This window comes from Bradyrhizobium jicamae, from assembly GCF_018130215.1.
Lineage (GTDB): Bacteria > Pseudomonadota > Alphaproteobacteria > Rhizobiales > Xanthobacteraceae > Bradyrhizobium > Bradyrhizobium jicamae_A.
On sequence record NZ_JAFCKQ010000069.1, the window covers coordinates 25,073 to 31,072 of the forward strand.

4 protein-coding genes and 1 pseudogene are annotated in these 6,000 nt (G+C 62.3%); all 5 read left to right on the forward strand.

What is annotated here, in order from left to right; translation table 11 throughout:
• Positions 1-233: 233 nt before the first annotated feature.
• The 5 genes and pseudogenes from JQ586_RS37625 (at position 234) to JQ586_RS37645 (ending at position 5,905) form a co-directional block, all read left to right on the forward strand.
• Positions 234-1,967: a methyl-accepting chemotaxis protein gene (locus JQ586_RS37625; protein WP_212399699.1), complete on the forward strand. Its 1,734-nt coding sequence runs from the start codon at positions 234-236 to the stop codon at positions 1,965-1,967.
• 353 nt (positions 1,968-2,320) lie between these two features.
• Positions 2,321-2,761, forward strand: coding sequence for a thermonuclease family protein (locus JQ586_RS37630; protein ID WP_409411043.1), 441 nt, complete (start codon positions 2,321-2,323; stop codon positions 2,759-2,761).
• Between the two features lie 783 nt (positions 2,762-3,544).
• On the forward strand, positions 3,545-4,501 hold the full coding sequence (locus JQ586_RS37635; RefSeq protein WP_212399697.1) for an ArdC family protein: 957 nt from the start codon (positions 3,545-3,547) through the stop codon (positions 4,499-4,501).
• A gap of 109 nt (positions 4,502-4,610) precedes the next feature.
• Positions 4,611-4,751, forward strand: a pseudogene (locus JQ586_RS37640) (DNA-binding protein); the annotation flags it as partial.
• 92 nt (positions 4,752-4,843) lie between these two features.
• The gene (locus JQ586_RS37645; protein ID WP_212399700.1) at positions 4,844-5,905 is read left to right on the forward strand and encodes a toprim domain-containing protein; all 1,062 of its coding nucleotides are present in this window, start codon (positions 4,844-4,846) and stop codon (positions 5,903-5,905) included.
• Positions 5,906-6,000 lie beyond the last annotated feature (95 nt).

A 6,000-nucleotide genomic window follows, 5' to 3' on the forward strand; every position in this document is an offset into this window, starting at 1 on the left:
GCTTTCGAACCGGCAGGCTAGAATCCGGGCGGCCTACCTTTGCGTGTGATTAACTTGTTAAGTGCGCGCTTCGTGCTTGTTTCAAAGGAGCCTTTTGCTCGCTTCTCCGTATTTCGGCGGAGCCTATCGTTAACGAAATCAGAATCCTCGGCGATCAGTATTCAGGTAAGGGCGAATCAACGCCAAGGGCGGTCAACAATGACTTGGCCGCGCATATCCAGGAAAACGTGCCCATGCTGAGCTTCGTCCAAAACTTGCAGATCGGAACCAAACTGGCGGTGATGTCGGCGTTCGGCATTCTTTTAGTGTTTGCCATGATCGCAAGCCAACTCGTCGGCAACGGCAATGTGCGTCGTTCAAACCAAGCTGCCGTCGAACAGCTGAAGTTAGCGCAGGACGCCATCGAAGCTAAACTCTGGGTGCGTAGCATGCAGCTAAGCGGACGAGATATCCGGCTCGCCAACAATGCTGCTGAGCTGCAAAAGGCGAACGATGAGCTCGTCGAGCGCGCAAGGTCGCTGAATAACACCGCTGAGGCGATGCTCAAGCTGTCGAAATCTTCAGAAAACCAGGCGCGGATGCACAAGCTCAAAAGCCTGTCTGCTGAATACGTCAAGGGAGCGCAGCAAATCGCGTCGATCCGTGGCGAGGCTATCGCGGCAACCGGCTCGGACACTGCCCGCCTCGCCAAGCTCACCCAAGAGAGCGCGCGCCTCATTCGTGAGGTCACGCTGCCAACGGCGGGTCAAATGGACGAGGCAACCAGCCAGATTGCCGATTTCGCCGAGCACAGGAGCGAGGAGGAGATCACCAGCTCGGTGCAGGAAATGGCCTCGAGCGAGGACATTGGCATGATGGTCGGGGCATGTGCCGTGCTTGTCCTGATCGGCTCTTGGCTGATGTCCTTCCTGACGATTGCGCGGCCTATCCGCACGCTCACGGTGGCCATGGACAAGCTCGCAAGTGGTGATTTTTCGGTGGTGCTGCCAGGGCTCGGTCGCAAGGACGAGGTCGGCGGGGTCGCCGCGGCCGTCGAGAAATTCAAGATTGTGTCCGAACAGAAGGCGCGAGAGGAGGCCGAAGCCAAGGCCAAGCAGGACCAGATCGCCGCCGCGCAGCGTAAGGCCGAGATGCACAGGCTCGCCAACAGCTTCGAATCCGCGGTCGGCGAGATCGTCGACACGGTGTCCTCCGCCGCGACCGAACTCGAGGCGTCAGCCTCGACGCTTACCTCGACCGCCGAACGCGCGCAGGAGCTGTCCACGATGGTTGCAGCGGCATCCGAAGAGGCCTCCACTAACGTGCAGTCGGTGGCCTCCGCGACGGAGGAGCTATCCTCGTCGATCACCGAGATCAGCCGCCAGGTACAGCAGTCCGCGCGCGTCGCTAACGAAGCGGTCGGTCAGGCACGCACCACGACCGAGCGCGTCGGCGAGTTATCCATGGCCGCGACGCGGATCGGCGACGTCGTCGAACTGATCAACACCATCGCTGGCCAGACCAACCTCCTGGCGCTCAACGCCACGATCGAGGCGGCACGTGCGGGCGAGGCGGGCAAAGGATTTGCGGTGGTGGCCTCCGAGGTAAAGGCGCTGGCCGAACAGACCGCCAAGGCGACAGGCGAGATCGGCCAGCAGATCTTCGGCATTCAGGCGGCGACGCAGGAGTCTGTCAGCGCCATTAGGGCTATCAGCGACACCATCGAGAAGCTGTCCGAGATCTCCTCGACGATCGCGGCTGCGGTAGAGGAACAGGGCGCGGCTACCGGGGAAATCTCGCGCAACGTGCAGCAGGCTGCGCAAGGAACCCATCAGGTGTCGTCTAACGTCACCGACGTGCAGCGTGGGGCGGGCGAGACCGGTTCGGCCTCTACGCAGGTGTTGGCCGCAGCGCGGTCGCTCGCAGGCGACAGCAATCGGCTGAAGCTCGAGGTGGGGAAGTTCCTTGATACCGTGCGTGCAGCGTAAGCGAGGTGTCAAGGTTGTTCGCGGGGTGATCCGTCTCGTCGTCCGCCTGGCTCCCAGCTTGCCGGAAGCGTAGCCGTCATGTGCAAAGCCGCGGGGCGACGTCGCAACGAATAGACCGAAGTACCAGATCGAGCAGGGATGGATTATACCACCGCACGCACCGAACACGGTGCATTTCGGAAAGCCTCTCCGCAAGCGCTCCATAGAAATCTTGCGCGTCGCTCGCTTGCCTCCCATGTCTTTGTCGATAGGCCTCGATCGAGGTCACAGGTATGCGTCGAATCTCTATTGCATTGATGCTCGCTCTTCTGTCGAACGTCGCCTCGGCCGATGATTTTGTCGGACAGGCCAGCGTGATCGACGGCGACACGCTGGAAATTCACGGAACGCGCATCCGGCTCTGGGGGATCGACGCACCAGAGAGCAGTCAACTGTGCCGCGGCGAAGACAGTCTGCAATATCGTTGCGGTGTGCAGGCTGCAAATGACCTGGACGCCTTCATTGCGCGGCGGCCCGTCAACTGTGTTCCGGTCAACCTCGACCAATATGGCCGCACGGTCGCAACCTGTTCCGTCGCTGGTGCGGACCTCGGCAATTGGCTGGTGCTGAGCGGGCTTGCGCTGGACTGGCCTCGATACTCGAAGGGCAGATATCGCTCAGCTCAGCGCGGCGCCGAGCAGGCCGGTCGCGGAATCTGGAGGGGCAGCTACGTCGAACCTTGGCTCTATCGCGCCTGCATCCGTTCGAACGGAAAGCCGACCTTCTGCTCGGACGACGCGAACTCGCATCCCTGATCGATGGAGGCGGACAATCCGGTCCTTGGCAGAGGTGACGCTAGCTTGGTTTGGGCGCCTCACGCCACCAAATCGCTCTCGATTGCCTTCGCTGCACGACGGCATCGACATGGCTGCAGCCACTCCTCAATTGCCAGCTTCGGGTTACGAGCTTGAAGTAGAAGGCCGCCTCAAAGCCGGATTTACAACCCGGGCCGGCGTCAGGGCGGGTGGAGAAGAACTCAAGACGCGTTTCCCAGACTCCAGATTAGAATCTATGACGCGGAAACCAAGCCTTGGCATCCGGATTTCCCGAACTTGCGTCTTCCCGGATTTTGCCCGTGCGCGTGCGGCTGACGCCGCATCGGGCTCTCGCGAACCGAGCCGCGGAGCGTCTCGGCCGTCTGGCTTCGATCCCTCGCGACGGACTGCGGAACTTCTCGCCGGGGGCACTCGGGAGAGGGGCGCCGTCATGAAGCATGCCCGCATCGCTATCACTGCCCCGTTCCCGGGTACCCTTTTAACCCGTCTCGTCGCTACACGCGGACCCGCGTGCCCCTTCGGGTCGCTATGCTCACGCTCGCCGGGTGCCATTTTCTTTGAGGCGACGCGCCGTTGGCGCACGCCTGGTCAGGGCTGAGGCCCTAGGCACTCAAGGCCAAATGCCATGAAGACTCGGACGGCCGCGTCGCAGACCTCGCATTCACTCAGTTGGAGGCTGAGAGTAAGAGTATCGCGCGGGTTTTGCCGTGACGGGTTACAGGCTGCGAGAGAGGCTCGCGGCGCCCGCCGCGGAGACCCGCGATGTCCAGACGCTATCCTCGGAGGCGCACCGGTGAAGACCGGACAAGCCTTTATGACGATATCACCAACAAAATTATCGACGAACTTGAGGCCGGCCAGGTTCCGTGGGTGCAGCCCTGGGGCACCGCGCCCGCGAATGCATCTTTGGCCATGCCAAAAAGCGCCGCGACCGGCCGTCAATACAGCGGCATCAACGTCCTGATCCTCTGGTGGGCCGCCACCGAACGCGCATACACAGGTCAGAGCTGGCTTACGTTTCGCCAGGCGCTGTCGCTCGGCGGTCACGTCCGCAAGGGCGAGCGCGGCACCACTGTTGTCTATGCCGACCGCTTTGTGCCGGTCGACGAAAAGCAGCGCGCGAGCGAGAACGGTGATGAAGCGCAGGCCATCCCATTCCTCAAGCGCTTCACGGTCTTTAACACCGATCAATGCGACGAGCTGCCTTCCGAGGTCGCAGCGACAGCGCCGCCTCCGCCGCCAGACCTGATCGAGCCGCGTGTCGAAAAGCTCATCAAGGCGACCGGGATCGACTTCCGCATCGGCGGCAACCGCGCCTTCTATGTGCCGGCAGAGGACTATGTGCAGGTGCCACCGCCGCAAGCCTATTTCGAGCCGATCAATTGGCATCGAACGGCCTTGCACGAGTTGGCGCATGCCACCGGCCATCCGTCGCGTCTCAACCGTGATTTGTCAGGCGGCTACGGTACCAAGAAGTACGCCTTCGAGGAACTCATCGCGGAGATCTCATCCGCGTTCAGTTGCGCCTCGCTCGGGATCGCGCCGACGGTGCGGCACGCGGACTATATCGGTTCCTGGCTTAAAGTACTGCGGGAGGATAATCGCGCGATTGTGCGAGCTGCCTCGCAGGCCAGCAAGGTTGCGGATTATCTTCTTGGATTCTTACCGGAAGACGTTGCCGACGTGACGACGGAAAGAGCGGAACGTGAAGCGGTGTGAGGTTCTCCTCAGCAGCCCCTGCGGGTAAGAGAGCAAGAGGGCAGGGTCGAGTTTCGCGACGGGTTGGAGGCCGAGAGAGGCTCCCGGCCGCCCGTCGTGGAGATTCGACATGACGAAGGCCGTCCAAAAGATCACCCTGCCGCCCTCACGCGACATTCCATTCAACAAGCTGGTTCTGAGCCAGTCGAATGTTCGGCACGTCAAGGCGGGGATTTCGATCGAGCAGCTGGCCGAAAGCATCGCGCAGCGGTTCGTGCCCACGGACGCAAGCGGCGTGGAGGTCCTATCGAAGGTGCCCGACAGCTATCCGGTTGCGGGCATCGGTGTGCGGGACGCCGCATGATGTCCCGCGATGCTTCCGAACTGGCACGCCGCCTCGCGCGCGAGGCCGAGGCGGTGTGCCGACACTATCTCTCCAATGGCAGGCGGGCGGGGCGGTACTGGCTGGTCGGCGACGTCCACAACACGCCGGGTCGCTCGATGTTCGTGCGGCTCCACGAATCGTCGAAGGGGCCCGCCGGCAAGTGGACTGACGCTGCGACTGGTGAGCATGGCGACCTGCTCGACATCATCCGCGAATGCCGGGGTTTGCAAGACTTCCACGAGGTCGCAGACGAGGCGAGGCGGTTTCTGAAGCTTCCTCGTTCAGAGCCGCAATTCGCCCTGAAACCCATTCGTCCGGGTGTGGTGGCCGGGTCGCAGGAAACCGCCCGTCGGCTTTTTGCAATCTCCAGCTCGATCGAGGGGACCGTGGTTGAAACGTATTTGCAACGTCGTGGAATAGGCCAAATCCACCATGGTGGCAGCCTGCGCTTCCACCCACGTTGCTACTACCGACCGGATCAGCATTTGCCGACCGAGACCTGGCCGGCGATGATCGCCTCCGTCACCGACCTCGATGGACGGATCACCGGCGTACACCGCACCTGGCTCGACCCAGACGGCTTTGACCGCACGCGGCTCGGCAAGGCTCCGATCGACACCCCACGACGAGCTATGGGTGATCTGCTCGGCAATGCCGTTCGGTTCGGCGTGGTGGAGGACGTGCTCGCTGCCGGCGAGGGTCTGGAGACCATACTGTCGCTGCGCTACGTGCTGCCGACGTTGCCGATGGCGGCCGCGCTTTCGGCCAATCACCTCGCAGCGATGTTGCTGCCGTCCTGCTTGCGTCGGCTCTATGTCGCCCGCGATGAAGATGCTGCCGGACATGCCGTACAGGCGACTCTCACCCAACGCGCGGAAGCGGTCGGCGTTGTAGCGATCCCGCTATCGCCTCGGCTGGGCGACTTCAACGAAGATCTGCACGTCTTCGGCCTTGAGGCCCTCCGAGCAACGTTGCGGCTTCAACTGGTACGAGAGGACGTGGTCCGCTTCCTGCACTCGTCGTCGGTAGCTGCGGAATAGTCCGGTACTTCGAATGGCGTCAACAGGTCGGTCCCGGAGAGGCCCAATCCTGGAAGAGTACGCGACCTCGGCCTTCTAGAGGGCGATCGGACGGC

Bases quoted from the DNA above. Each gene is read 5' to 3' on its own strand.
- JQ586_RS37625 (WP_212399699.1), top strand. From the start codon at position 234: ATGCTGAGCTTCGTCCAAAACTTGCAGATCGGAACCAAACTGGCGGTG.
- JQ586_RS37635 (WP_212399697.1), top strand. From the start codon at position 3,545: ATGTCCAGACGCTATCCTCGGAGGCGCACCGGTGAAGACCGGACAAGC.
- JQ586_RS37645 (WP_212399700.1), top strand. From the start codon at position 4,844: ATGTCCCGCGATGCTTCCGAACTGGCACGCCGCCTCGCGCGCGAGGCC.